Origin of the sequence: Streptomyces sp. NPDC048192, assembly GCF_043202415.1 — a bacterium.
Lineage (GTDB): Bacteria > Actinomycetota > Actinomycetes > Streptomycetales > Streptomycetaceae > Streptomyces.
On the sequence record NZ_JBIDAL010000043.1, the window covers coordinates 1 to 1,794 of the forward strand.

General features: G+C 68.2%; 1 protein-coding gene. It reads right to left on the reverse strand.

The features are described from left to right. Positions 1-1,794, reverse strand: a 1,794-nt coding sequence (locus tag ACGFZN_RS39920; RefSeq protein WP_393863392.1) for a 2-oxoacid:acceptor oxidoreductase subunit alpha, incomplete at both ends; no start/stop codon positions are given.

Sequence of the window (1,794 nt, forward strand, 5' to 3'; positions counted from 1 at the left end):
ACCTGGGTGTAGGAGCGGGCGTCGACGAGGTACTTCGCCCGGATCAGGGTGGCCAGCTGCCCGAGGTTCATCTCCGGGATCACCACCGTGTCGTACCGCTTGAGGACCTCGCCCAGATTCCGCGGGAAGGGGTTGAGGTGACGCAGGTGCGCCTGCGCGACAAACTCACCGGCCGCTCGCAGCCTGCGTACCGCCGCGGTGATCGGCCCATACGTCGAGCCCCAGCCCAGCACCAGCGTGCGTGCACTGCCACCGGGGTCGTCGACCTGGACGTCGGGGACGGTGATGCCGTCGACCTTGGCCTGGCGGGTGCGGACCATGAAGTCGTGGTTGGCCGGGTCGTAGGAGATGTTCCCGGTGCCGTCCTGCTTCTCGATCCCGCCGATGCGGTGCTCCAGCCCCGGCGTGCCCGGCACCGCCCACGGCCGCGCCAGCGTCTGCGGGTCCCGCTTGTAGGGCCAGAACACTTCCGTGCCGTCGGCCAGGGTGTGGTTGGGGCCGGAGGCGAACCGCACCCGCAGATCCGGGAGTTCGTCGACCTCCGGGATCCGCCACGGCTCGGAGCCGTTGGCCAGATACCCGTCGGACAGGAGCATGACCGGGGTGCGGTAGGTCAGCGCGATCCGCGCCGCCTCCAAAGCCGCATCGAAACAGTCCGCCGGCGTGCAGGGGGCGACGACCGGGACCGGGGCCTCGCCGTTGCGGCCGTACATCGCCTGCAGCAGGTCCGCCTGCTCGGTCTTGGTCGGCAGCCCCGTCGACGGACCACCGCGCTGGATGTCCACCACCAGCAGCGGCAACTCCAGCGACACCGCCAACCCGATCGTCTCGCTCTTGAGCGCGATCCCCGGCCCGGAGGTGGTCGTGACCGCCAGCGAGCCGCCGAAGGCCGCGCCCAGCGCCGCGCCGATCCCGGCGATCTCGTCCTCGGCCTGGAACGTGCGCACCCCGAAGTTCTTGTGTTTCGACAACTCGTGCAGGATGTCGGAGGCCGGAGTGATCGGATACGAACCCAAAAACAGCGGCAGGTCCGCCTGGTGGGAGGCGGTGATCAGACCGTAGGCCAGGGCCAGGTTGCCGGAGATGTTGCGGTAGGTGCCGGTGGGAAACGCCTTCGCGGCCGGAGCGACCTCGTAGGAGACCGCGAAGTCCTCCGTGGTCTCACCGAAGTTCCAGCCCGCCCGGAACGCGGCCAGGTTCGCCGCCATGACCTGCGGCTTCTTCGCGAACTTCTGCTTCAGGAACCTCTCCGTGCCCTGCGTGGGCCGGTGATACATCCACGACAGCAGACCCAGCGCGAACATGTTCTTGCTGCGCTCGGCCTCCTTGCGGGACAGATCGAACTCCTTCAGCGCCTGAACCGTCAGCGTCGTCAAAGGCACCGGGTGCAGGCTGTAGCCGTCCAGCGAGCCGTCCTCCAAAGGAGACGCCTCGTAGCCGACCTTCTGCAGGGCACGCTTGGTGAACTCGTCGGTGTCGACGATGATCTCCGCACCCCGCGGCAGATCGCCGATGTTCGCCTTCAGCGCGGCCGGGTTCATCGCGACCAGCACGTTCGGCGCGTCCCCCGGGGTGAGGATGTCATGGTCGGCGAAATGCAGCTGGAACGACGACACACCCGGCAGGGTGCCGGCCGGAGCACGGATCTCGGCGGGGAAGTTCGGCAGGGTCGAAAGATCGTTGCCGAAGGACGCGGTCTCCGAGGTGAACCGGTCACCCGTGAGCTGCATACCGTCACCCGAGTCCCCCGCAAACCGGATGATCACCCGATCCAGACGCCGGACATCCTTGGCG